The 25,179-nt window shown below is 36.3% G+C and carries 23 protein-coding genes and 1 pseudogene; 10 read left to right on the top strand and 14 right to left on the bottom strand.

Annotated elements, in window-relative coordinates; genetic code table 11:
* The first annotated feature begins 610 nt into the window (after positions 1-610).
* Entirely contained in the window at positions 611-1,495 is an 885-nt protein-coding gene (locus HGD76_RS12800; RefSeq protein WP_168696024.1) for an Rpn family recombination-promoting nuclease/putative transposase, read from the top strand.
* Between the two features lie 824 nt (positions 1,496-2,319).
* The gene (locus HGD76_RS12795) at positions 2,320-3,486 is read left to right on the top strand and encodes a pyridoxal phosphate-dependent aminotransferase (protein WP_168696023.1); all 1,167 of its coding nucleotides are present in this window, start codon (positions 2,320-2,322) and stop codon (positions 3,484-3,486) included.
* Positions 3,487-3,489: 3 nt separating this feature from the next.
* On the opposite strand, the gene HGD76_RS12790 is transcribed toward HGD76_RS12795, so the two are convergent.
* The 4 genes and pseudogenes from HGD76_RS12790 to tnpA all read right to left on the bottom strand — a co-directional run bounded on the left by HGD76_RS12790 (position 3,490) and on the right by tnpA (position 7,743).
* The gene (locus HGD76_RS12790) at positions 3,490-4,764 is read right to left on the bottom strand and encodes a tetratricopeptide repeat protein (RefSeq protein WP_168696022.1); all 1,275 of its coding nucleotides are present in this window, start codon (positions 4,762-4,764) and stop codon (positions 3,490-3,492) included.
* Positions 4,765-4,896: 132 nt separating this feature from the next.
* The gene (gene uvrC / locus HGD76_RS12785) at positions 4,897-6,774 is read right to left on the bottom strand and encodes an excinuclease ABC subunit UvrC (protein ID WP_168696021.1); all 1,878 of its coding nucleotides are present in this window, start codon (positions 6,772-6,774) and stop codon (positions 4,897-4,899) included.
* Positions 6,775-6,923: 149 nt separating this feature from the next.
* The gene (locus HGD76_RS12780; RefSeq protein WP_210967632.1) at positions 6,924-7,154 is read right to left on the bottom strand and encodes a hypothetical protein; all 231 of its coding nucleotides are present in this window, start codon (positions 7,152-7,154) and stop codon (positions 6,924-6,926) included.
* Between the two features lie 183 nt (positions 7,155-7,337).
* Positions 7,338-7,743, bottom strand: a pseudogene (gene tnpA, locus HGD76_RS12775) (IS200/IS605 family transposase).
* Positions 7,744-7,818: 75 nt separating this feature from the next.
* Between tnpA and HGD76_RS26270 the strand changes: the two are divergent.
* Positions 7,819-7,947, top strand: a complete 129-nt coding sequence (locus HGD76_RS26270) for a helix-turn-helix domain-containing protein (RefSeq protein WP_407644780.1) — start codon at positions 7,819-7,821, stop codon at positions 7,945-7,947.
* Between the two features lie 261 nt (positions 7,948-8,208).
* Here HGD76_RS26270 and HGD76_RS12765 read toward each other — a convergent pair whose 3' ends face one another.
* On the bottom strand, positions 8,209-9,342 hold the full coding sequence (locus HGD76_RS12765; protein ID WP_168694588.1) for an ISAs1-like element ISAsp2 family transposase: 1,134 nt from the start codon (positions 9,340-9,342) through the stop codon (positions 8,209-8,211).
* Between the two features lie 325 nt (positions 9,343-9,667).
* On the bottom strand, positions 9,668-11,119 hold the full coding sequence (locus HGD76_RS12760) for an MFS transporter (RefSeq protein WP_168696019.1): 1,452 nt from the start codon (positions 11,117-11,119) through the stop codon (positions 9,668-9,670).
* 71 nt (positions 11,120-11,190) lie between these two features.
* Here HGD76_RS12760 and HGD76_RS12755 point away from each other — a divergent pair, with 71 nt between their 5' ends.
* Positions 11,191-11,712: a phosphoribosyltransferase gene (locus HGD76_RS12755; RefSeq protein WP_168696018.1), complete on the top strand. Its 522-nt coding sequence runs from the start codon at positions 11,191-11,193 to the stop codon at positions 11,710-11,712.
* 65 nt (positions 11,713-11,777) lie between these two features.
* Here the strand turns inward: HGD76_RS12755 and HGD76_RS12750 are convergent, their stop codons facing one another.
* Entirely contained in the window at positions 11,778-12,695 is a 918-nt protein-coding gene (locus tag HGD76_RS12750) for an AEC family transporter (RefSeq protein WP_168696017.1), read from the bottom strand.
* A gap of 84 nt (positions 12,696-12,779) precedes the next feature.
* Here HGD76_RS12750 and HGD76_RS12745 point away from each other — a divergent pair, with 84 nt between their 5' ends.
* The gene (locus HGD76_RS12745) at positions 12,780-13,577 is read left to right on the top strand and encodes a M15 family metallopeptidase (protein WP_168696016.1); all 798 of its coding nucleotides are present in this window, start codon (positions 12,780-12,782) and stop codon (positions 13,575-13,577) included.
* A gap of 61 nt (positions 13,578-13,638) precedes the next feature.
* Here the strand turns inward: HGD76_RS12745 and HGD76_RS12740 are convergent, their stop codons facing one another.
* From HGD76_RS12740 to HGD76_RS12730, 3 genes are all read right to left on the bottom strand, one after another.
* Positions 13,639-14,031, bottom strand: a complete 393-nt coding sequence (locus HGD76_RS12740; protein ID WP_168696015.1) for a DUF5615 family PIN-like protein — start codon at positions 14,029-14,031, stop codon at positions 13,639-13,641.
* On the bottom strand, positions 14,028-14,408 hold the full coding sequence (locus HGD76_RS12735; protein ID WP_168696014.1) for a DUF433 domain-containing protein: 381 nt from the start codon (positions 14,406-14,408) through the stop codon (positions 14,028-14,030). The genes HGD76_RS12740 and HGD76_RS12735 overlap by 4 nt, the downstream gene beginning before the upstream one ends.
* A gap of 169 nt (positions 14,409-14,577) precedes the next feature.
* Positions 14,578-15,654, bottom strand: coding sequence for a PIN/TRAM domain-containing protein (locus tag HGD76_RS12730; RefSeq protein ID WP_168696013.1), 1,077 nt, complete (start codon positions 15,652-15,654; stop codon positions 14,578-14,580).
* Positions 15,655-15,896: 242 nt separating this feature from the next.
* Between HGD76_RS12730 and hemW the strand changes: the two genes are divergently transcribed.
* Positions 15,897-17,081: a radical SAM family heme chaperone HemW gene (gene hemW / locus HGD76_RS12725; RefSeq protein ID WP_168696012.1), complete on the top strand. Its 1,185-nt coding sequence runs from the start codon at positions 15,897-15,899 to the stop codon at positions 17,079-17,081.
* 94 nt (positions 17,082-17,175) lie between these two features.
* Here hemW and HGD76_RS12720 read toward each other — a convergent pair whose 3' ends face one another.
* The gene (locus tag HGD76_RS12720) at positions 17,176-17,667 is read right to left on the bottom strand and encodes a DUF29 domain-containing protein (RefSeq protein WP_168696011.1); all 492 of its coding nucleotides are present in this window, start codon (positions 17,665-17,667) and stop codon (positions 17,176-17,178) included.
* 87 nt (positions 17,668-17,754) lie between these two features.
* On the bottom strand, positions 17,755-18,864 hold the full coding sequence (locus tag HGD76_RS12715; protein ID WP_168696010.1) for an S-(hydroxymethyl)glutathione dehydrogenase/class III alcohol dehydrogenase: 1,110 nt from the start codon (positions 18,862-18,864) through the stop codon (positions 17,755-17,757).
* A 441-nt stretch (positions 18,865-19,305) separates the two neighbouring features.
* Between HGD76_RS12715 and HGD76_RS12710 the strand changes: the two genes are divergently transcribed.
* The 4 genes from HGD76_RS12710 to HGD76_RS25375 all read left to right on the top strand — a co-directional run bounded on the left by HGD76_RS12710 (position 19,306) and on the right by HGD76_RS25375 (position 24,689).
* The gene (locus tag HGD76_RS12710; protein WP_168696009.1) at positions 19,306-22,191 is read left to right on the top strand and encodes a CHAT domain-containing protein; all 2,886 of its coding nucleotides are present in this window, start codon (positions 19,306-19,308) and stop codon (positions 22,189-22,191) included.
* A gap of 378 nt (positions 22,192-22,569) precedes the next feature.
* Positions 22,570-22,911, top strand: coding sequence for a hypothetical protein (locus HGD76_RS12705; RefSeq protein ID WP_168696008.1), 342 nt, complete (start codon positions 22,570-22,572; stop codon positions 22,909-22,911).
* A 207-nt stretch (positions 22,912-23,118) separates the two neighbouring features.
* Entirely contained in the window at positions 23,119-24,507 is a 1,389-nt protein-coding gene (locus HGD76_RS12700; protein ID WP_168696007.1) for a hypothetical protein, read from the top strand.
* Positions 24,486-24,689 (top strand): hypothetical protein, encoded by a 204-nt coding sequence (locus HGD76_RS25375; RefSeq protein WP_233466870.1) that lies wholly within the window; start codon positions 24,486-24,488, stop codon positions 24,687-24,689. The genes HGD76_RS12700 and HGD76_RS25375 overlap by 22 nt, the downstream gene beginning before the upstream one ends.
* On the opposite strand, the gene HGD76_RS12690 is transcribed toward HGD76_RS25375, so the two are convergent.
* A complete protein-coding gene (locus HGD76_RS12690) occupies positions 24,644-24,895 on the bottom strand; it encodes a UPF0175 family protein (RefSeq protein WP_168696006.1) in 252 nt (83 codons plus the stop codon). The two genes, HGD76_RS25375 and HGD76_RS12690, sit on opposite strands and share 46 nt — an antisense overlap.
* Positions 24,888-25,103: a hypothetical protein gene (locus HGD76_RS12685; protein WP_168696005.1), complete on the bottom strand. Its 216-nt coding sequence runs from the start codon at positions 25,101-25,103 to the stop codon at positions 24,888-24,890. The genes HGD76_RS12690 and HGD76_RS12685 overlap by 8 nt, the downstream gene beginning before the upstream one ends.
* Between the last annotated feature and the right edge of the window lie 76 nt (positions 25,104-25,179).

Here is a 25,179-nt window from a genome sequence, read left to right as displayed (position 1 = left end):
TATCGCACCTAGCATAATTATTAGTTTAAATTAGTTTTTCTAAACATATTTCTTTCTTCTAGTCTTGCACAACTGTGAGCGATCTTTGACTTTTATCTAAAAAACATTATGTTTCTAGCTAAATCAAAAGCTTTGGATCATCTATAATCTCCAATTTTGACTACCATTCGCTTATATCTTGAAGCCACTGAGTTTTACACTTACCGAATATTTCTATAAGTTATTTGTATGGGATTTTGGCAAAAAAGAACATTCTCAATTATTGGGGGTTTATTCTCATTATTATTGAGAATTTTATCAATAATGTAACGAGTTTTGGTAATTTCAGCTAGGGGGGTTGACAGTGTTCCGAGTTTCGGGTATGCTTATGGTAGGATTGGGAAAGTGTGCGCCCATATATATAAGGTTTTTATTTATCAAGATAATTATTTCCCAAATAAATCCCTCCAAGCAGGGAAATAGGAAAATAAAATTTGTCCTCATAACCAAAATACCAAGACGTTATCTTGTATCTGAGAATGAAGATGCAATTACAGTAGATGGAGAACTGGGAAAGATGGTTAAAATCACCAGATAAATAAGTAATTAAGAAATATCAAAATCAGGAATAATGCACACAGACACAATATTTTATCAAATCTTCCTCACTTTTCACACCCTATTATTTGAAATTCTGGGAGAACCTACAGAAAACGCCACAGATTATAAATTTACCTCTGTGGAAGTGAAAGAAAAAGCATTTCGATTTGATGGGATTTTTATGGCAGATAGTGTAGAAAAACCCATCTATTTTGTAGAAGTGCAATTTCAACCAAAACCGAACTTTTACTGGGAATTAATCGCAGAAATCAACATTTATCTCAATCAATTTAAACCTGTACAAGATTGGCAAGCAGTGGCTTTATTTGCGAAAGGGAGTCTAGATATCAGAGAATTAACTGCTTATCAACAGGAATTGATTAATAGTGGGAGAATTAAACGAATTTATTTAGATGAATTACCACCGGGTTCAATTGGTATGGGGTTAATTGAGTTAATTATCAGTCAGGAAGTACAAGCACCGGAATTAGTTAAAACTCTCTTGGACAGAACTAAGACAGAAGTTGAGAATGACAGAGAAAAACAAGGTATTATAGAATTGTTGGAGACTGTTTTATTGTCCAAATTTTCACAATTAAGCCGTCAGGAGATAGAAGCAATGTTTTTAGTGAGTGATATTAAGCAAACAAGAGTATATCAAGAAGCCAAGCAGGAAGGTAGACAGGAAGGTAGAGAAGAAGGTAGACAGGAAGGTAGAGAAGAAGGTAGGCAGAATGGTGAGATGATTTTATTAATACGTCAGTTATCAAAAAGATTTGGAAAATTGAAAGATATTTACATCGAAAATATCAACAGTTTGAATATAGAACAACTGGAAAAGCTAGGAGAAGCATTATTAGATTTTACGGATATTAATGATTTGGAAACATGGTTAAAATCTGAGATGGACAAGTAAGTTTATTTAATTGTCAGAATCAGGTGGTTATCGAGCGAAGTCGAGATAATATCCAGGATTAAAGGATGTACAGGATGTTATTGAATGATTTTTGGTGGGGAGTTGGTGATTTTTTTGTCTGAATCAGGATTTCCAGGATTAAAGGATGTACAGGATGTTATTGAATGATTTTTGGTGGGGAGTTGGTGATTTTTATTTGTCAGAATCAGGATGTTCAGGATTTGAGGATTTGCAGGATGTTATTGGATGATTTTTGGTGGGGAGTTGGTGATTTTTCAGGATGTTATTGAATGATTGTTTTTGAATAATTTAAACCATCTAAAAATTACCATCCTGTTAATCCTTTAATCCTAGTTATCCTGATATGGCTACGCCACGCTTCGCTATCAGACAAATACAACTTTCATCACCAACAAACCATCTAAAAATTACCATCCTGTATATCCTTTAATCCTGTAAATCCTGATTCAGACGATCCAAAAATTACTATATAGGCGCGGACAGATTTCCACTCCTAACATAAGTGTAAACCAAATTTTTCGCCTTGTCAAGTCTTGACATGAAGAATAATGGAAAAAGTGAAAATCTCCATCACAAATCAACATCCTGTAAATCCTAATTCTGACAATCCCAAAAATCACTATATATGCGCGGACAGATTTCTACTCCTAACATAAGTGTAAACCAAAATTTTCGTCTTGTCAAGTCTGGAAGTAAATTAAATTGTCCCTACCTGGGTGAGAAAAGAATTTAGAAAGGGCAAATATCGGATAGGATTCTGGGATATCCTTAGATAGAAAGGATATTGGCGAAATTAAAGTAGAATGAAGCTGGCAGCAAGAGTAAGTCAGGTAACTCCCTCCATCACCTTAGCCATTGCAGCGAAAGCTAAGGCCATGAAAGCTGAGGGGATAGATGTTTGTAGTTTTAGCGCAGGTGAACCGGATTTTGACACGCCAGCGCATATCAAAGCCGCAGCCGCAAAGGCTTTGGATGAAGGTAAAACCAAGTATGGTCCAGCCGCTGGAGAACCAAAATTACGGGAAGCGATCGCCCACAAGCTAAAAAATGATAATGGTCTTAATTATAAGGCAGAGAATGTCCTTGTCACCAATGGCGGTAAGCATTCTCTGTATAATTTGATTGTGGCACTGATTGACCCAGGTGATGAGGTAATTATTCCCTCTCCCTACTGGTTAAGTTATCCCGAAATGGTGACATTAGTTGGTGGTAAGTCTGTGATTGTGGAAACAGATGCTTCCACTGGCTACAAAATCACCCCAGAGCAGCTAAAAAAAGCTATTACCCCAAAAACCAAGTTATTTGTTCTTAACTCCCCTTCTAACCCCACAGGGATGGTATACACGCCAGGGGAAATTAAAGCCTTGGCGCAGGTAATAGTTGATGCAGATATCTATGTTGTGTCTGACGAGATTTACGAGAAGATTCTCTATGATGGTGCAGAACATATCAGCATTGGTTCTTTAGGTGAGGAAATTTTTTCTCGCACCTTAATTAGTAGCGGTTTCGCTAAAGGTTACTCAATGACCGGTTGGCGCTTGGGTTATTTAGCTGGACCTGTGGAAATTATCAAAGCCGCTAGTACCATTCAGGGACATAGTACATCAAATGTGTGTACTTTTGCTCAATATGGAGCGATCGCAGCATTGGAAAGTTCCCAAGACTGTGTAGAGGAAATGCGTCAAGCTTTCGCTAAACGTCGTCAGGTAATGTTTGAAAGACTCAAAGCTATTCCGGGTTTGAGTACCGCTAAACCAGACGGTGCATTTTACCTCTTCCCTGATATCAGCAAAACCGGCTTGAAATCCCTGGAATTTTGTGATGCTTTATTAGCAGAACATCAAGTTGCACTTATTCCCGGTGTTGCTTTCGGTGCTGATAAAAACATTCGTCTTTCCTACGCTACTGATATGACGACAATTGAAAAGGGAATGGATAGATTAGAGAAATTCGTGCGTTCTCGGATTTAGAAATTACAACAAACCCATTTCCTTTAAACCCTGATGAAGTCTTTGTGCTTCTTCAGGGTTGTTTAATTCATGGAGAGAAATGGCATATTCAAAAGCTTCTAAACTACCTTGAACATCGCCAATTTTCAACAGTACAACCCCTAAATTTTGATAAGCTTCTGCATAATCAGGATTCAAATTAATGGCGTTATTATAGGCATCAATAGCTTCAGCAAATAATCCCATGGCTTTACATACCATCCCTAAATTATAATAACCAGTTACAAAATTAGGATCAATTTTTATGGCTGTTTCATAAGCAATTTTTGCTTCTGAAAAATTCCCCATATTTTTGAATAAATTCCCTAAATTATTATATCCTCCTAATTTTAAAAGCGGATAAATAGGCAATTTTACCGCAGCTTGATAATGAGAAATGGCTGGGGGCAAATTTTTTAAATTTGTATAAGCAATTCCTAAATGGTAATGCAATTCATACAAAATATCATAATTTATATCTTCATCAAAAGCAACTTCAACTTTTTGTGACTGCGAATATTTGAATTTACTTAATGGTTTTTTATCTTCATTAACCTGATTACCAATAATTTGATTTAATCCATGATTCAATAACTCCATACCTTCATTAATCTTCCCCATTTGCATATACAAAGCCCCCAACTTACTACAAACATAAGCATCATTAGGATGATTTGCCAAAAACTCTGCCATTGCGGCTGCGGCTTTAGCAGATTTATTCTGTTCATTAATTACAGCTTTTTGATAACCGGTATGGAGAATTGCTACCCCTGGTAAATAACCTATTTCCCAATTTGCTTCTTTGGCTAAAATTGCCATGACACTATCATCAATTAAAGCATGATAAGGACGATCAAAATAGATATCTGGATGATGACGAAATAGTCGAGAAACCAGAGAATAAGGTGATTGTGTTGAACCGACTTCTTGACGCACCAGATTAATAACTAGATATTCTTCTTTATTAATAACCACTTCCAAAAAAGGAATAATTTCTGGTGTTAAAGTTTCATCAGCATCTAAAACTAAAATCCAGTCACCTGTGACATATTTTAAAGCCTCATTTCTTGCATCACTAAAATTATTATTCCATGTAAAATAATGAACTTTAGCCCCAAATTGTTGAGCGATTTGAGTTGTTTTATCAGTTGAACCCGTATCCAGAACTACAATTTCATCAACAAAATTTTTAACACTTCCTAAGCACTTTGGCAAGGTAGTTTCTTCATTTTTAACAATCATGCACAAGCTAATTTTCATCTGGTAACACTATGGTATTTACAACGTTGATTAATAATACAGAATGAATCAGGAGTCAAGACAACTGAGTAAAAAATCTCTTCCCTCTGTGTCCTCTGTGCCTCTGTGGTTCGTATCTCTTAAAAAATATATTTAAACAGGATGGAAATAATCATAAATATCTTGCGCTAACCGTGAACCAATTCCGGGAACTTCAGTTAATTGTGTAGGAGTGGCTTGACGAATATAATCAACTGAGCGAAAATGAGCTAATAGCAACTTTTGCCGATGTTGTCCTAAACCAGGAATTTCATCTAAATGCGATCGCTTGAGTTTATCACTTCTTTGCTGCCGATGAAAACTCACAGCAAATCTATGGGCTTCATCTCGTAATCTTCTTAATAACTGGACTCCTGGCTGTTCTGAGTCCGTTTCTAAAGGTTTTGATGAGTGGGGTAAAAAGATTTCCTCTCGCTTTTTTGCTAAACTGACAACCCGCAAATCTGCGAATAGATTCATTTCCTGTAAAATACCCACAACAGCAGATAATTGACCTTTACCACCATCAATCATCATTAAATCAGGCCAGTCAGCATTACCCAACCTTGCTAATTTGGGATCTTCAATATATTTACGAAACCGTCTATTAATAACTTCTGATAAACTGGCAAAATCATCGGAATGACCAATTTTAATATCAGGATTTTTAATTTTATAATGTCGGTAATGTTGTTTAGCTGGTAAACCATCAATAAAAACTACTTGCGAACCTACCGCATTAGTTCCTTGAATATGAGAAATATCATAACCTTCAATGCGTTTGGGTAAATCTGGTAAGTCGAGAATAGCAGCTAAATCTTGGGTTGCTTGCAGATTACTATCTCCCAATTTTTGCATTCTCTGTAATTCATATTGGGCATTTTTTTCCACCATTTCTATTAATTCTGCTTTACTTTGTCGCAAAGGGTTGGAAATTGTGACTTTTCTGCCTTTGCGTTCTGTCAAAATATCAGATAAGATATCACTATCTGGTAAATCATGTTGTACTAAAATTTCGCTAGGAATTTCCACACTTTCCGCTGTTTGATAATGTTCCTCTAAAACTCGTTGTAAAATTGCTCCCGGTTCAGCGTGAGATTCAGCAACAAAAGCCAAACGGCCAACTAATTGACCAGCGCGAATTTGGAATAATTGAATATAGGCGTGTTGGTCATCGGCAGCTAAAGCGATCGCATCTCGTGATACAGTATCATCAGGTAAGGAGACTTTTTGGGCGGCATTGAGGGATTTTAAAGCTACAATTTGATCACGAATTTTTGCGGCATTTTCAAAATTTAATTCTTCGGCAGCAGTTTCCATTTGTGCTGTTAAAATATCAATTAGTTCCTGAGTCCTTCCTTGAAAAACCATTGCTACTTTTTGGACAATTTTTGCATATTCAACTGTGGAAACTAATTTTTGACAAACTCCAGGACAACGACCAATATCATAATTTAAACAGGGACGATCTTTAAATAAAGGTTGTGGTCTTTGTCGTAAAGGGAAAATCTTTTTACACAAATGGACAATTTCTCGTAATAAGCCGGAATCTGTATAGGGACCGTAATATTTATCTTTGGCTTTTCCTAATTGACGTTTGCGGGTAATGAAAATGCGCGGATATTCCTCTGACCAAGTAATGCAGAGATAAGGATACTTTTTATCATCTTTGAGTAAAACGTTAAAATAGGGCTGATGCTGCTTAATTAAATTGGCTTCTAGGGCTAATGCTTCAGCTTCTGTATCAGTGACAATAAATTCAATTTCTGTCACTAACTTGACCATCGTGTTAATGCGTTCAGTCTTGTTAGTGGAGTCCCGGAAATAGGAACGGACACGAGAACGCAATTTACGAGATTTACCTATATATATTAAGCGATCGCTGCCATCCCGCAACAAATAGACCCCCGGTTCTGGGGGAATTTCTCCCAAACGATTTTCTAACCGTTCTGGGTTCTTATACAGTGGTAATATTTGTTCAGATCTAGTCACGGATGTATTTTACATAACTTCATTACCCACCCATATTTATTTTAACCTATAAATTTGCTAGTAGTCTGTCAAATTTATTTTGACGGGTTTTTGGTAGTGCGGGCATCTTGCCCGCGTGAGCGTCTCGCTCACACTACAGTCCATCATTTTTATCTTGACAAACTACTAGCTTCACTGATAATATGAATTTCTCCTGTTTTATCTCCAGCCGCTAGAGTCAGGTGAGGTGGTGTGAGATAATTAACAATATTCCCAACAATGATCACAACCGTACCAAAACTAGCAAACCCAAGTCCTAAAAAAATTAGCCTAGAGAAAGGATCTAGAACTAAAAAAAATTGCAAAAAGTTGGTTTGATGATTGTTTTTAGCTGTTGACATATATGCAAAATAGTGTATTTACCAAGGATTAGATACATACTCTTATACAATAACAGAAATTGATATTCCAGATTTTATAAGGGAAATGCCGAAAACCCTTGAAGATGTAGCTGACTTAGTCAGCTACATCTGTGCTTTAGACAAGGGATGAAGGCTGTATGCAGGATTTATCCTGCATTGACATTAATCGCGTTGCTGTTCAATGTATTTCTTGACCGTTTCTGTGCAAATATTTCCAGCGGTACTAACAAAATAGCTTGGTGTCCACAAGGTAGGTATTTTCAAAAGTTCGGGAAATTCTTTCCTGAGATGATGAGAAGCCCTGCCTTTAATTTTCCTCATGATGCTAGATGGATCATCGGTTGGCTTCACATTTAAAAACAGATGGACATGATCTGGCATAATCTCCATAGCAATAATTTTCCACCTATTTTCTATAACGAACTCGCAAATAATTTGCTGTAACCTCTGGTGCGATAGAACCTACCAGCACTTTTTTCCGACGTTTAGGAATAAAGACAAAGTGATAATTCAGCAGTGAGACTGCGTTGCTTTCGTGCCTGTACTCGTCTGGAGAAAACTTAGCCATAACCTTAAAATATTTACTTGCTATTTGTATATAGCTATTGTATAATCAAATCAAGGAAACAACAACGGGACAGACTTGTATTTGCTAACAAATTATGTATATAAGCTACGTTCTAATATTAGTCAGTCCGATAAAATGGACGGTTGGCTAGATATGCTCCGGTCTACTTACAATTGGAGTTTAGCTCAGGGGAAACGCATCTAAATTATCTTGACAGAATACTATATTAGTGCATCAATATGGGAAAATATCTAACTTCATTCAAAATCTGATAAATTCCTTTATTAAAATTATAAAAATTTCATAAATTTAGAGTAATTATTTATTTTTAATGATGGATTTATTTTGTTCAGTTCTATATATTAATATCTATATTTTTTGGCATCAAAAATATAGATTCTATTGTAGAATCAACAGAAAAATAAATTGGTTATATTTATATTTGTCTATATTTTCTGATTTTTATCAGATACATTCTAAAATCTTCTCTAAATATTCATCATCCCATCCTGCACAAAACTGCTTACTTTTAGTTCCTAGTTTTTGGCTTTTTTCTTTTCCTAAAAGATTAACTGCTATATGACGAATAACTGCAAAGTTTTGTGGTGCATTATCCTTTCTTATCCGACAATCATCTTCTCTAAAAGCTACATCTAAAACCCAGTGTAATGAATTCTCTATACCCCAATGAGTGCGGACTGATTCTCCTAGTAATTTCGCATTATTTGTCAAACTACTTATATAATAGCCTGTCTCAACCTTCGTTTTTCCATTAACTTTTCGTATATATTCTACCATTCCTACACTTTGAAGATTTACCCATTTCTTATCAGTATCTATTCTTTCTTCTATGTCTGATAACATGAGATAATGACGAATCTCTTCTCTTCCATGTTTGTCTTCTTTTGTATGAAATTCACTATATTTGAATCCCTCAAACCCTTTAGATATAGCTTCTTTGAAGATTTCTTCTACATTCTTATATAAATTACCTTGATTCTTTTTGAGTGCGATAATATATTCGCCTGATTTTTCTGCAATTGATTTTACTATCTCTTTTTGACACCCCATCGCATCAATCGTTACTAAACATCCGGCTATATCTAATACTTTAATTAATTCCGGTATGGCTGTTATTTCATTTGACTTTTCTTCTACTTTACATTGTCCTAATACTAATTTATTACTAGTTGCCCATGCACTTACCATGTGAATCGCACCTTTATCCTTTCCTTTATCATATGAATGCCTTAATGTTTTCCCATCTATTGCTATGACTTCTCCTTCTGTAATTTTATTGATAGATTTTATCCAACTCAAAAAACAATTCTGAAATTGTTGCGGATCTATTCTCGCAAATACTCTGGCGAATGTATCATGAGATGGAATCCCGTTTGGAAGTTCTAAAAATTGTTTTAGCCATTTTTCTTTCTTTTTTCCATAAGCCTCCATCAATACCCAACTATCTACTCCACAGATCACTGCACAAATCGCAATGGTTACTATATCTATTAATTTATGCCTTTTTGTTCTCTCAACTCTTTTATCTTCTAAATCTTTAAAGTGATCTACTATTGTGATTTTTGGTGGTAGCTTCATTTTGTGAATTTTGTCTCTTTAGTTTTATTGAGAATACCACTTCAACTCATTTTATTGATTCTTATAGAAACGAATTTACCATCAAATTTTCTTCATACTCATTTATTGGCTTGATATTAACATGGTAATACTGCCCTTTTTATCTATTCATAGAAGTTACATTTTGTCAAAAAAAATTAGATGCGTTTCCCCTGGGTGAAAACATCCATAGGTAAACAAAAATGAAATTTTACACAGTTGTCCTCAGACAAAGTTTCGGTTATTGGGTAGGTTTGTATTTAGAAAAGCATCAATAGTGTTAATATTTATTGGTGAGAATTCGCGTTTATGTTCTCTGCCGTTGTACTTGCAGTTTTAACATGATTTCCGCGTGCATTTCGCGAGTAATGGGATAGAAGTAGACTAAAACTAACCCGGCAATTAAACAAACGGTTGGTATTGGTCCAACAGCGATACGAATGGCTAAAAGTGCAGATTCAGGTTGTACAGGTAAAGAACTTTGTCCAGCAACCGCTTCTTTAAAACCATAAGCTTGTAAGGTATTACCGACCAAAAACAGCCCGAAAGCTAAACCAAATTTTTGTAATAAAACCATGAAACCATAGAAAATTCCTTCCCGTCTTTGTCCAGTTTGCAATTCATCTAATTCAATCACATCAGGGATCATTGACCAAGGAATTAGATAAGCTGTAGAAACTCCCATACCTGCCATTACAGCCATAACATACATTAAACCAACTTGATTTGGCTGTAAGAAAAATAATCCAGCAGCCGCAATAATCCAGGAACTCATTCCTAAGAAATAAACGATTTTTTTGCCAATCTTTTTACTTAAATAACTCCAAATAAATAACATAAATAAAGCCGTTCCCTGCACTGCAATCATGACTGTGGGGACATCTCCCTCTTTAAGTTTCATACAGTTAACGACAAAATAGGGAATAATGCTGGCTGTGATTTGCACACCTAACCAAGAAAAAAGATATATCGCAATTACAAACAAAAAAGGTTTATTACTAAAGACAATTTTTAGCTGTTCAAAAAAGGGAATTTCTGCTTCTTGTGGCAAAGAAATCCGTTTAGCTTCAAAAGATAAAATGCGATCGCGCACCCCATAAACGCACCAATACAAGGATAAAACCGAAATCACGGTACACACAGCCGCTAAAACTAAATATTGTTGTTGGCGATCGCTAATTTGTGAGAAAATAATTTTTGATAAAATCAACGATAAAATACTGCCACCAATGGAAAACGTAAACCGAAAACTATTCAAACTAGTCCGTTCATCGTAATCTTGAGTTAACTCAGGAGTCATGGCTGTATAAGGCAAATTCACAACAGTATAAAATGCCTGAGATACAATCCCAATTACTACATAATACCAAAATAAACACCAAATATTACTACTTTTGTCAGCAGTAAATTGGGGGACAATCCACTGCAAGAAAAAGAAAAATCCAAAAGGAATTGCCCCATATAAAAGCCAAGGTAGACGACGACCCCAGTGCCGGGATTGGGTTTTATCAGTCAACATTCCCACCATAGGATCATTGATACCATCCCAAATTTTGCCAATCATCAAAATACTACCTGCCAAACCCGCTGGAATTCCTGCCACATTGGTAAAGAAAACCATCATGTAAAATACAGCAATATTTGCAGTAATCGCTGGTCCCAAATCTCCCGCACCATACGCTAATTTAGTTTTAAAATCTAATTTTTCACTGGACAGAGATTTGTGAAAATCGTTATTATCAGAATTATCTTTAACCATAAATTACACCCTTATGAATTGACAATTGACAATAGATAACTAACAATTATTAACACACTTATTTTACTCTTATGTCAGACCTTTACATTTCTTGGTCAGATTATCACCACAAAATTGAACAACTGGCTGTAAAGATTTATCAATCGGGTTGGGAATTTAACCAAATCGTCTGTTTAGCTAGAGGGGGACTGCGAGTAGGAGATATTCTCTCCCGCATATACAATCAACCATTAGCAATTTTATCTACCTCATCTTACAATGGCGCAGGTACATATAAAAGAAGTAATTTAATTATTTCTCGTCAATTAACCATGACTAGTGAAAATTTAGGTTCACGGATTTTGCTAGTAGATGATTTAGTAGACTCTGGTATCACTATTCAAGAAACAGTTCCCTGGTTACAGAAACATCATGATTTTCCCATTCAAGAAATTCGCACCGCTGTAATTTGGTATAAAGCTTGTTCAGTTGTTGTTCCTGATTATCACGTTGATTATCTGGCTGATAATCCTTGGATTCATCAACCTTTTGAACATTACGAATCTATTAGTCCTTCCGAACTGGCAAAAAAGCTGAATTTAGTAGTCACATAATCCAAATATTATCCAGAATTTTTGTAGAGACATTTCATGTAACGTCTCTACTTTTTCACTTTTTGTTAAAATAACCACAACCAAACAGGAAGAGTAAACAACAAAACTATCATCCCCATAGCTAAAGCAGTAACAGCCAAATCTCTATCCAAATCAAAGGTTTCTGCTATTACCAATGTAGCCAAAGCTGGAGGCATACCCATTTGCAAAACTATCACCTGTGCTGCATTACCAGTAACACCAAAAAATGAGAGAGTGCTACCTAAAATCATCGGCACTAATAGCATTTTAATGAAGACACTACTCCCCGCTTGTGGTAATTTTCGCCAAGATTTTAGTTGGGAAAGTCGCATTCCAATTAACATCAAAGATAAAGCAACTGCACCCCAAGCCAATTTTTCCAAACAAAATATCACCGGGGAGGGAAGCGTGACTTGATGCAATAATAAGCCAAATCCAAAACTCCATAAAGCCGGATTAATCAAAATTACCTTTGCTATTTGCATCTGATTTTGAGTATTATTACCAAACTTAGCAGCAAGAAACACACCTAAACCATAAGCACCAAACAGCGAACCCAACATATCGTAAAATAAAGCCCAGGCAAAATATTCTTTACCTACCATTGCTAAAGTAATGGGAAAACCCAAATTACCTGTATTACCTACCATTGCTGCTAGAATCAAACTACCTTGAGTTGTCGCGGGGGAAACTGAATCAATGAAATGTGCTTGGGCTTTGATTCTTAACCAAGCTAATAATGCCCCCAGAAAGATTGCCAAGTGAGCTATTATCGGTGCAATCCAAATCTGTCCTGATAAATCTGTTTGTAGTAAAAAACCGATGATGCTTATAGGTACTCCCACCCAATAGAGAAATTGACCTACGTAGGTGGAAGTATTGTTAGGCAATTTACGTCCCAGTATAAATCCCACTAGGATTAATCCCACTAACTTGATATATAGTTCTAAAAGATTTATCAAAATTACACCATAATTCAAAATTAAGCATTAAACAAAACTCATTTCTTCTTTAACTAACTATTAAACACAAACAGGAGCAAAAACTTGAATAAAGCTGGGTTTCCTAAAAAACCGCACAATTCCTACCCTCTCTCTGGTGATGATATCCCAGTGGCTTTACGTGATACAAATGATGCAGGAAGTAAGATCAAAGTCCAACCTGTGGTTTTGATTATAGGTGGATTAACAGGATTTTTGTTACTGGCTGTCTCTAGTGGTTTTTTGTTTTCGCTGACAACACCTAAGCCAACTGCTAATTCTGTAGCTGCACCGATTAGTTCTACACCCATAGCCGCTAATACCCCAGATAATAATGATACAGTGTTGGGACATTTTCCCTATTCAGAAGCACCAGAATCAGAATTAGCCCCAATTACGGGTGACAGTAGAATCAGAATGCGAAAATCTGCCGCTGTCAAGTTTCAAGCCATGGTACAAACCGCTAGAAGTGCGGGTGTAATTTTAGTTCCAATTTCTGGCTTTCGTTCTGTACAAGAGCAAAAGCAGTTATTTTTCGGTGTAGGCGCACAGCGGAATCAAACCCCAGCCGAAAGAGCAGCCCTCAGCGCACCACCAAATCATAGTGAACATCATACAGGTTATGCGGTGGATGTTGGCGATGGCACAGTCCCAGCAACTAATCTCCAAGCCAATTTTGATAATACCAAAGCTTATCAGTGGTTACAAGCCAATGCTGCTAAGTTTAGTTTTGAAATTTCCTTTCCGAAAAATAATCTTCAAGGTGTGAGTTATGAACCTTGGCATTGGCGTTTTGTCGGCGATACTGATAGTTTAGAAACATTTTATAAAGCCAAAAATATCAAACCTGTAAAAACACCATAATGATAATCAGAGAATATCAAATATCTGACACTGAACCAATTATGAAACTGTTTTATGATGTTTATGGAATGAAAAGCCGACCTACTCCCAAATAATTATCAATATCTATGATAATCTCAACTATACGATCAACACATTGTTCTCGATAATCATATTCGTCAATGCGATCAAGATTCCCAATTGTAATCACAGGAAATGAAGTTGCTGTATTTTCTTCACGCATTACTTGTTCTAATGAATCCTCACCTTTCATATTCCGATTAGCGGTGAGGATCATCATCTGATTTGCTTGAGCATAACACCAAACTGCGCGGTCATTACTATCCATTGATAAATCCGCTTCTCGAAATGTGACAAAACGAATAGATAGTAACTCAAGCCAACCGTTTTTCGCCAAGATTCCCAGCAAAACTACAGCGTATCCATCAAGATTGTAATCCACTAAAAATATCATGGCTTTATTGAGGTACGTTGGGCTTTCTGCTCCTCAAGTTTCGCCCAAAGAGCCTGTTTTTCGGGCTTTTGTGGTTTTGCTGCCATTTTTGCAAAGTGTTCGCGGTTACGTTCTTCCCAGTATTGATAAATTTCTTCTCTAGTTTGTAGAACTTCTTGATATTCAGCTTCTACCTGAGTATGATGTGTTTCAATGTAAGATAAAGCTGCACTAATTTGTTCATCTGTGAGATTGAATTTATCTCGAATTAACTTAGGAGGATACTGAGCCTTGATCAAATCTATTACATCATAAAGGGTGATGCGCGTTCCCGCAATTGTGAGTCCTCGCTCAGTCCGAATAATAAATGCTTTTTCACTTGATAAGATGGTCTTCATGTTTAAATTTATTTACCAACTACTATTCGTATTCTAATATTAATTAGATAAAAATATCCTGTTTAAGATTGATCAGCCAAATATAAGCATTGAGCTTAATCAACAAAATCGGTGCAGTTTTCCCACACCGATTTACATAATTTAACTCTAGTTTTCCGTGCCATATTCCTTAGGCTAATGCGGAAGCTTGGGGTTTGGCAAAAATCATCCTTCCAGCAGAAGTTTGTAAAGCACTGGTAACTACTACTCGCAATTCACCACCAACATAACCTCTACCTTCTTCAACTACTACCATTGTGCCATCATCTAAATAGCCAATTCCTTGAGTTGGTTCTTTTCCTTCTTTGAGAATTTTCAAATCAAGATAATCACCAGGTAAATAAGTTGGACGAACAGCATTGACTAAATCATGAACATTCAAAACTGGAACTTTTTGCACACTAGCAACTTTCGATAAATTGTAATCATTGGTGAGTAATGTGCCATTGATTTCTTGAGCAAAACGCACCAATTTAGCATCAACAGTGGCAGTATCTTCATAGTCCACAGGGTTAATTAAAATGCGTTCGGGATAAGTTTCCCGAATGCGGTTGAGAATTTCTAATCCTCTTCTTCCCCTGACCCGTTTTTGATCCTTACTCGCGTCGGCTACTTGTTGTAATTCTTGTAAAACAAATTGGGGGACAAGAATTAATCCTTCTAGAAATCCTGTTTCTAGTAATGTTTCAATCCGGCCATCTATAATGCAGCTAGTATCTAAAACCTTAGTATTAGCAGGTTTAAGAGTTCCTTCCACCACCATACTTTCCACAGTATTGGGGTTAATTAATCTTAACAACCCCCGTCCGTGAGTATCGGCTAAGTTCATTCCTGTAACAGAGAGGATAATACTGCCAACAACAGCAACAAGAGGTTTGATAAAACCAAAATCTGGGGGAATGGGTAATAAAAATAGCGGGGCTAACATCAGATTGGCGAGTAATAGCCCAATTACTAAGCCAATGGCACGGGTGAGAATGACTTCTAGGGGCATTTCCCGGACTTGTGACTCTAGCCGACGGTATGTAGTCTGGAAACTCAGCCCGACTGCACCACCGATAATGGCAGCAAAGACAGCGAAAACTAGGCGTAAGGCATCTAAATCACTAACTCCATTAAGAGTACCAGGGGGGAGTAGATCAGTGCTGAAATAACCTATTCCCGCCGCTGCCAAGATAAATGAGAGAATAATAATGACATCCAGCATGGTTATGTTGTGTTCCTACAACGATATTTATTCGATAGAGTAAAGTATGCTTGTTTGAGTCCTTTTTAGTGATGGAATCATCTTAGCTGCTCAGGCAGACAGAATATGCCAACATTATAACTAAAGCGTTTTTACTGCATATTATTTTTATTTTTAGGGAAAAAGGATAAAAAGTTGTAAACAAACTCCTCATTTTCATTATTTTTAATATTCAAATCAAATTAACTTCACTATTGTTCAAAATGAGTCAAAAAGATATTGGTTGGGGGATTCCCAGTTCTGCTTATGTGCATATTCCCTTTTGTCGGCGACGATGTTTTTATTGCGATTTTCCGGTATTTGTGGTCGGGAATAACTCACGGGGCGAAAATTCTGGGACAATTGGCGAATATGTTGAAGTTTTATGTCAAGAAATCAGGATTGCACCAACTTATAGTCAACCTTTAGAAACAATTTTTTTTGGTGGTGGTACTCCTTCACTATTATCAACAGCACAGTTGCAATCTATATTGACAACCTTAGAACAGCGATTTGGCATTGCCTCTGGGGTAGAAATTTCTATGGAAATTGACCCAGGGACGTTTGATTTTGCACATATCGCTGGTTATCGTAGCTTAGGAGTAAATCGCGTGAGTTTGGGTGTCCAAGCTTTCCAAGAAGAATTGTTAAAAACTGCTGGGCGATCGCATTCCCTTATAGATATATTTACAGCTATAGAGTTAATTCACAAGGTCGAGATTCCCGAATTTAGCTTAGACTTGATTTCTGGCTTACCGTATCAATCTTTAGCACAATGGCAAGATTCCTTAATCCAAGCAGTAGCAGCCACCCCAACTCACATTTCCATCTATGACCTGACCATTGAACCCGGAACAGCCTTCAATCGTTATTACAAACCGGGAGATCATCCCTTACCCACAGATGAAACCACCGTCAAAATGTATCAACTGGGGCAAAAAACCTTAACTGATGCTGGTTACGAACATTACGAAATTTCCAATTATGCCCAACCAGGACATCAATGCCAGCATAATCGAGTTTATTGGCAAAATCGCCCCTATTATGGCTTTGGTATGGGTGCAGCCAGCTATATACAAGGTAAACGCTTCACCCGTCCCCGCAAAACCCAGGAATATTACCAATGGTTAAAAAACGGTGCTGTCATTGATTGTGAAATCACACCACAGGTAGATGTTTTGTTAGAAACTCTCATGTTAGGGTTACGGTTAGCCGAAGGAGTCAGTTTAAATTCCTTAGCAACAAACTTTGGCAACCATCAAGTTGAGAGAATTCAAAGCTGTTTGCAACCATACTTTGCTCAGGGTTGGGTGAAGATTGTTGGGGATAGGTTGCGTTTTAGCGATCCCGATGGTTTTATATTTTCTAATGTGATGTTAGCGAAGTTGTTTGAAGAGTTAGGAGAATAATGAATTATGTTTCGCGCAAAGGCGCAAAGAAGCAAAGGCGCAAAGTTTGAAATTTGTGAGTTTCCAATTTTATATTTTAATTTAGCAATGCCGATTATTGCATCAAATTATCATTTGCAACGTCACCAGGATAAAAGTTTAAGTTAATTAAATCTTCCCATAAATATAGGCATTGCGGAGAAAAAGTTGATAAAGGTAAATTTGTTTCTCCTGATGCTAAATCCCTAGCATTTTCATAAGCTTCCTCAAGTGCTACTTCTAGAGAAGACTGTAAACTAGGATTTTCATTCAGTAATTTTATGATATCCCGCCGTTGAATCCGAATAGTTGCTAACCAACTCCGACTACGTTTTGACGATTGATATTCCCACTTGAGTAAATGTCCAATTAAAATAATCAGACGATTTCTTAATTCTTGGCGTTCCCTTCTCCCCAAAGATTCAACTTCCTCAATTAAATTAACTAAATCAACTTGATTCCATAGCTGATAACGTAATAAATTAGCCTGTTGTTGAGTCCAGGCATAAAAATCCGTTTCATAAAGATTCAGGTTGACAGCGGATTCTTTCGCCCTTGGTGACTGCATAATTAAAACCTAGTAACGTTGAATTAATTATAACTCCCTTCTTCCTTTGCGCCTTTGCTCCTTAGCGTCTTTGCGCGAAACAAAAACCTAAAAAGTCACCACACTCCGAATAGATTCCCCCTTGTGCATCAAATCAAAAGCATCATTAATCTTTTCAATCGGCATCACATGAGTAATTAAATCATCAATATTAATCTTACCATCCATATACCAATCTACTATTTTCGGTACATCTGTCCGCCCTCTTGCACCACCAAAAGCCGAACCTTTCCAAACCCTGCCAGTTACTAATTGAAAGGGACGAGTGCTGATTTCTTTACCTGCACCAGCTACACCAATAATCACACTTACACCCCAACCTTTATGACAACATTCTAAAGCTTGACGCATGATATTGACATTACCAATACATTCAAAGGAATAGTCAGCACCACCGTTTGTTAAATCTACCAAATAAGGAACTAAATCACCTGCAACTTCTTGGGGATTGACAAAATGTGTCATGCCAAATTTTTCAGCTAAAGCCCGTTTTTTGGGATTAATATCTACACCAATAATCTTATTTGCGCCCACCATTCGCGCCCCTTGGATCACATTTAAGCCAATGCCACCCAAACCGAAAACTACCACATTTGCGCCTGGTTCTACTTTAGCTGTATTCACAACTGCACCAATTCCTGTTGTCACACCACAACCGATATAACAAACTTTATCAAAAGGGGCATCTTCCCGAATTTTAGCAACGGCGATTTCTGGCAATACCGTATAATTAGCGAAGGTGGATGTACCCATATAATGGTGAATCATGTCTCCACCGATACTAAAACGGCTAGTACCATCGGGCATTAATCCCCGTCCTTGTGTGCCGCGAATTGCTTGACAGAGATTGGTTTTGAAACTTAAACAATAATCACATTGCCGACATTCGGGAGTGTATAAAGGAATTACATGATCTCCAGGTTTGAGACTTTTGACATCAGCCCCTACTTCGACAACTATACCAGCGCCTTCATGTCCTAAAATTGCCGGAAATAAACCTTCAGGATCATCACCAGACAGGGTAAAAGCATCAGTATGACAAACCCCACTGGCTTTAATCTCAATTAATACTTCTCCTGCTTGTGGTGGTGCTAATTCTACGGTTTCAATTGTGAGGGGTTTTCCTGCGGTGTATGCTATTGCTGCTTTAACTTCCAAGATGCAATTCTCCTTTAAGGTTCGTTTTTGGGATTAATATCTACCCAAATAATCATAGTTTGTGCTTACCATTCGCGCACCTTGGATAATTTTACAGGATAATTAATTGTCTGAATCAGGATGTCCAGGATTTAAGGATTAACAGGATAGGGATTTTGTAGGGTGCGTCAGAATTGAAAATCTATTCATGATCACTAAATAATCGCATCTGACGCACCGGCTGATGATTTTTTTGTCAGAATCAGGATGTCCAGGATTTGAGGATTTACAGGATAATTAATTGTCAGAATCAGGATGTCCAGGATTTGAGGATTTTCAGGATAATTAATTGTCTGAATCAGGATTTCCAGGATTTGAGGATTTTTAGGATAATATTGTCCGAAATATGGGAAAATACTATTGAAGCATCATCTAAATGCTACCCCAACCCAGTCCAAATTTATGAATGAACAGCGTCTACAGGCATATCAACAGCTAATTCAACAACTGCTTAGTTGTCCCCATGGTGAAGAAGCGGCTATATTACAAGCTAACAGGGAATTACTCGATGTTGATTTTTTACAAGTGGTGGTAGAGGTAGCAGCGACCTTTACCCAACAGGGAGAGGAAAATACTGCTAACTGGTTGCTGGGGTTAGCTTCTCAACTCAGTGAAGAGTTAGATATACCCCCAAATGGGAATACTCCAGAACCAGAAACGCCGCTTAATCAAGCAAATTTTGATACCTATTTACAATTTTTATTAGAAGTATTACAAGCAACCGCAGAAAGTAAAGTTAATCCCCAGGTAGTTTACCCTTTACTGGCTGCAAATACGGATAAACTTAATCTCACCTTTGTTAAATTATTACAGGTTTGGGCAACAAATACACTAGAAGAAGCAGAACCAGACACAGCAAAATCCATCGCTGAAGTGATAGGTAACTTTAGTAATTTGATACAGCAATTTCCTTTAGGTAACAAACCTGATAATGTGGAAATTGCTATTACTGGTTATGAAATAGTTGCCACTGTTTTCACCCGTGAAACTTCTCCAGAACAATGGGGAAATTTACAAAATAATCTGGGGACTGCCTACAGAGATAGAATCAGGGGAGATAAAGCGGATAATCTGGAAAATGCCATCGCAGCTTATATTCAAGCTTTAGAAGTGAGTACCCGCACCGATTTTCCTGTACAATGGGCAATGACGCAAAATAATCTGGGGATAGCCTACTTTAAGAGAATCAGGGGTGATAAAGCCGATAATCTGGAAAATGCCATCGCAGCTTATAATGAAGCTTTAAAAGTGAGAACCCGCACCGATTTTCCTGTAGATTGGGCAACGACGCAAAATAATCTGGGGATAGCCTACTGTGGTAGAATCAGGGGTGATAAAGCGGATAATCTGGAAAATGCCATCGCAGCTTATAATGAAGCTTTAAAAGTGAAACCCCGCACCGATTTTCCTGTAGATTGGGCAGGTAAGCAAAATAATCTGGGAAATGCCTACTTATTCAGAATCAGGGGAGATAAAGCGGATAATCTGGAAAATGCCATTGCAGCTTATAATAATGCTTTAAAAGTGAGAACCCGCACCAATTTTCCTGTAGATTGGGCAGGTACGCAAAATAATCTGGGGAATGCCTACAGAGATAGAATCAGGGGAGATAAAGCGGATAATCGGGAAAATGCCATTGCAGCTTATGAGCAAGCTTTAGAAGTGAGTACCCGCACCGATTTTCCTGTAGAAAATGCTCAAACTTTATTCAATTTGGGTATTCTTTATCAAGAATCACAACAGTTTGATTTAGCTTACGATACCTTTAAATCTGCCCTTGTCACAGTTGAAGATATACGGGGGGAAATTATTTCTGGGGAAGAAAGTAAACGCAAACAAGCAGAAGAATGGAATCAACTTTTTGTACGCATGGTGGAAGTTTGTTTAGTGCTGGGTAAAGAAAGGGAAGCTATCAGTTATATTGAACGCAGTAAAACCCGCAATTTAGTAGAATTGATTGCTGAAAAGGTTGATTTTACACCAATTGAATATTCAGAAATTCAAAATCTGTTAGATGAGAAAACTGCAATTATTCAATTTTACATTTTTAATGATTGTTTCCGGGCTTTCATTATTACCAAAAACAACGATAAACCAATAATTTGGAAATCTACAGAGGAAGATTTAGATCAATTCAGAGATTGGATTAATAAATATCTCACCCTTTACTATTCCGACCGTAAGAAATGGCGAAATAATTTAAATTATCAACTTACCGAACTTGCAGAAATTTTCCATATTAATCAAATAATTGCCCAAGTTCCAAAGGATATTCAAAAAATAATTATCATTCCCCACCGTTATTTACACTTATTACCTTTGCATGCTATTCCTTTATCTACAAATTCAGAATATTTATTTGATAAATATCCTGGTGGTGTCAGTTATGCACCCAGTTGTCAACTTTTGAATATTGCTAAAGAACGTCTTTCTAACCCTATTCTACAAAGAGAGAGAACAAGATTAGAACCTCTGTCTAACTCTCTCCTAGAAGGAGAGAGAACAAGATTAAGTAACCTATTTGCAATTCAAGATCCTAATAACAATTTACCTTTTACTAACACTGAAGTGGAAACAATTGCAGCTAATTTCCACCCCCAGCAAATCCTCAAAAATGATGAGGCCAGCAAAGCCAATTTACAAGAAACTACCACATTTAATAACTTTACTAATTCCCAATGGTTACATTTTTCTTGTCACGGTAAGTTTAATTTATTATCACCATTAAAATCAGCTTTACAACTCGCTGATTCGGAAGTTAATGCTTCACTTTTGACAACATATTCATCTCGTTATGTGAGAATTAATGAAGAAACTGCTATTGATTTATCAAAATGTTTGACATTAGCAGATATCTTAGAATTAAATCTCCCTCAATGTTATCTTGTTTGTCTTTCTGCTTGCGAAACCGGCGTAATTGATGTTAGAAGTAACAGTGATGAATTTATTGGTTTATCCAGTGGTTTTATGAAAGCCGGTGCAGTTAATATTGTTAGCAGTTTGTGGACTGTGAGTGATGTTCACACCGCTATTTTAATGATTAAATTATATGAAAATATCGCCAATAATTCCCAGGATATCACATTGGCATTAAACACAGTCCAGGAATGGTTACGCAAAGCTACACAGGTAGAAATCATTGATTGGTTGAAGCAGAAAACTGAAATAAAGGAGGAACAAAAAGAGAACATTATTAATTCATTATCTAAGCAATGTAGACCCGAACATCAACCATTTAACCAACCATATTTTTGGGCTGCTTTTTGTGCCGTTTCTCCTGTAATGTAGGTTGAGTTGACAAAGTGAAACCCAACATTATCAAAAATTTCGTATTATTTCATGTAGAGATTTAGCAGTGATTGTAAGTGTCAAATTAATGAAAATTGATGTATTCTTAAGCCAGAGAATAAATTCTCTGTCTAAAAGCTAAAGTCGGTTAAAACCGACTATATTAATCCTAGAATCAATTTTTATAAATTTTGACTTTCTAGTTTATGCGAGTGCGTTTTCCCTCGTTCCCTGTCTCTGACCGGGAATGAATTGCAGAGGCTCTACCTCCACTATATCATTTTACTTCAGGCCGAGCCTGAAAAACTGCATTCCCAGCCAGAGTCTGGGAACGAGTTAAAATCAGCTAAAATACTAATCAATTCACAAACTAAACCTATGGAAGCTAATCAAATTATCCAAGCATTTACCGAAGTCGTGAGAAACCAAGATTATGTTTTTTCCGACGTTTCTTTAGATGCTATCACAGAATTACAAAAAACTATCGCTGGTATAGAAACTGAACCTCCGGAAGTAGTTGCAGAAGCTATCCGTCAATGGTATCTTGACTATGAAAAAGTTAGAAATGCAGTCTTTTTAGAAGAACGGGAAAGGGAAATTGGTAGAGTCCCTAGAACTAAACCAGAAAATGAAGAAAACACCGTAGAAAATCGCTACCGACTTTTACAAAAGGACGTAGAAAAACTGAAAGAAAAAAAGACACCAGCCCAAAACCCATAATTAAAAATGAATAAATCGGTTGATTATACAAGTTAAACTGGTGGTTAGAAATCGCGTCTACACAGACAAAATCAAATCCTTGATTTTTAGTCTGCGCGGGCGGAATTTGTTTGTGTAGCGGCGATTTTCAGTTACCGGGGCTTAAATTAACTGTTTTTTAAATCTTGTCAAAATTCACATTTCAGTCGTATTTGGTATAGCTAAATTATGAAAATATATGCACCTAATATTCACGTTTTCACTTTTCAACTTTATAAAGGCTCAAATTTTGATGATAATATAGATAGTAAAGATTTAAAGTTTATCTGGGAACGTGGTAATGATATTATTAAAGAAGTTCTCAAACAAGATTTACAACTCAGTCAAAAAATTGATGTTAAAAAAGATGAGGGATTTAATAAAGTAGATATTCTGAATGATCAAAATGAAGTAGCTGTATATTTGGAGGGGAATGTTAACCCAATTCCTCAACAAGATATTTTAATTACAGGTTTCGCTTATCCTTGTCGAATTTCTGATAGTTACGGTTTGTGGTTAAATTTACGTCGTCCAGAACAGGAAAATAACCAACCTACGGAAGATGTAGAAACTGATTTTCTCAAACTTTTAAATCCCAATAATTGCTTAATTTTACCATTAAATCCTTTATTTCTGGGACAAACTATTTTAATTACAGCTTGGATAAATAATGCTAAAATTCAAAATGATCATCAAAAAATAGCTGATGAATGTTTAAAGCAAATTTTCCCTAATCAAAATACAATTCCACCTTTTTATCGTCAAGGTGAATTATTTGGTAGTCCGATATTTGAATATGGTTTACCAAATCAATCTAGTCAAGATCAACAAGTTTTAATTTGTTTATTTACAAAACAAGAAACTGGAAATAAATTTGAACAATCTTGTTCAGAATTACTAGATTTGTTTTTTCGTCATAGCAAGATAATCAAAGCTTATAAAGACAGTCGGGCTATATATAAAGACTTAGATAAAAAGTATAGAGATATAGAATCTGAAGTTAATAAAATTCTCGAACTGAAAAACAATCAAGATATAACCAGACAGGATTTAAAGAAATTACAAAACCAGTTAAGAGCGTTTCCTAGATTAGCACTTGAATATACCAGATTACTTTTAAGTTTAGAAGATTCCCAAAATACAATTGTGATTAATGCAGATAATTATAGCGATAAATTAGCACAAATAAAACATAATTTAAACGGTGAAAATTTAGATTTTCTAGAAATTTTCCTAAATAAGAATTGTGTCACCTTTAAACGGCAAATTCAAGCCGATTTAGGCTATTTTCAACATGGTTCACAATTATTAGATCAAGCCATTAACTCAATTCGTGGTATAGTGGAAATAGAACAAGCTAAAAGCGATCGCTCTTTAGAAACAACAGTACAAGTATTAGGTATAGGTTTGGGTGGTGGTGCTATATTTTCCGGTATTATCACTACGCACATAGATAAGATCAACTCACCTTTATTACCAAAAAATTACTTTTCAGCTTCATTAATTTTAAGCATAATTGCTACCTTGGGATGGACTCTTTTGGTTTGGTTGGTTATATGGATAACAAAACGCAAATAGTGTTTAAAGATATTCTGCATGAAGAAGAATATGAACAAGCAATTTCAAGATTAAATGATTTACTTGATGAAATTGGTACTAATGAAGAACATCCTCTTTATAATTTATTAGATACATTAAGAACAATAATTGAGGCTTATGAAAATGTCTCTAAATCTGTTTCTAACTCTTCTAAATCATAACTACGATCAATATTTTCTTGTCCCAATAACTCATGAAATTCCCATTTACTTAATTGCGACAATTCACGGGCTTTCCCAAAAGAAAGAATCCCTTTTTGATAAAGTCTAATTGCTAATTCAGTGCGGATGCGATGCAGACGTTCATCAGGAGGTAGACGTAATCCCTCAGTTACTTGATCAGGAATTTCTAAGATTAGTTTACTCATATTGTTTCACATCAGGATCAAGAATAATCATATCATTTTGTTTAGGGAAATGTTCTACTGTCGTTGTCCCATCTTCATGATGAATAGTAACACTATATCCTTCTTGATATCGTTGAGAATATTTACCCTGAATAGGATTTTTTAGTTGACTTAAATCATATTCTTCTTTTAAGTCATCTTCTAATTCATATTGTATTTTATCGTTCATAATATCTCCATTGAGTTACAGCCCATTGATGAAAGCGATCAGATTTCCTGAAATAAGCAACCAAAACACCAGTATC

Origin of the sequence: Dolichospermum flos-aquae CCAP 1403/13F (assembly GCF_012516395.1) — a bacterium.
GTDB classification, from domain to species: Bacteria; Cyanobacteriota; Cyanobacteriia; order Cyanobacteriales; family Nostocaceae; genus Dolichospermum; species Dolichospermum lemmermannii.
The sequence above is the reverse complement of the archived record's forward strand: the minus strand, read 5'-3'. Positions and strand labels throughout refer to the sequence as shown.